The sequence below is a fragment of the Bradyrhizobium sp. P2_E8 genome, assembly GCF_056403875.1.
On record NZ_JBFUES010001792.1, the window covers coordinates 1 to 718 of the forward strand.

The window sequence follows — 718 nt, forward strand, 5'->3', positions numbered from 1 at the left end:
GTTCTCGGTCTTGGTGATCTTGCCGCCGAGACCCTCGACGATACCGGTCATCTGCGCAGTCAGCTCTTCGACCTGCTGCGGGCTCGCGTCTTGGCGCGCGAGAAAAWCATGCTCGTAAAGAGGCATGGAAGTCCTTTCCTCATGTTGGCGCATCGCCCGGCGTCAAGCCCTTAAGAGACCTTCGGAAAGGACTCTGGGATTAAGCTCAGAAGGCGGAAACACGGGACGACGGGCCGACTGGCCCTGCCACACCAAAATCACGAATGATTTGTTGAGACCGTCCGTTCAGCTCCCGGCCGGGGTCTGCGGATGCGCGCCTTATACGGATTTTGACCGGCTTTGCAAGGTTGGAGGGCCAGGTCTCGGCCCTTGGCGCCCGCGCGGGGGCGGGGGGGGCCCCTCAGCTTGATTTATTTGTTTGTATGGCATACAAATAAATCAGCGGGAGGATCCAATGGCAGACAAATCTGCCCACGCCCCATCCGAGACGGCGGCCGGCGACCCCCGGCATGCGGCGCGCGCCACACGCTCGGCCGGCCGCAAAATGCGCTCGCTGCTGCTGGACGCGGCCAGCCCGCTGTTCCGGGAGCGGGGGCTGTCGGGCGCCTCGATCACCGACATCGCGGCCGCCGCGGACGCATTTCCGAGCCAGATCACCTATTATTTCCGCACCAAGGAGGCGCTGTTCGTCGAATGCGCCTGCCGCGAGCTCCTGTAT

At 63.2% G+C, this 718-nt stretch carries 2 protein-coding genes; one reads left to right on the forward strand and one right to left on the reverse strand.

From position 1 onward, the window contains the following. Positions 1-126 (reverse strand): 30S ribosomal protein S6 (locus AC1D00_RS43950; protein ID WP_477015049.1); only part of this gene is annotated, 126 nt, incomplete at its 3' end. 328 nt (positions 127-454) lie between these two features. Here AC1D00_RS43950 and AC1D00_RS43955 point away from each other — a divergent pair. Then, positions 455-718 (forward strand): TetR family transcriptional regulator (locus AC1D00_RS43955; protein ID WP_477015048.1); only part of this gene is annotated, 264 nt, incomplete at its 3' end.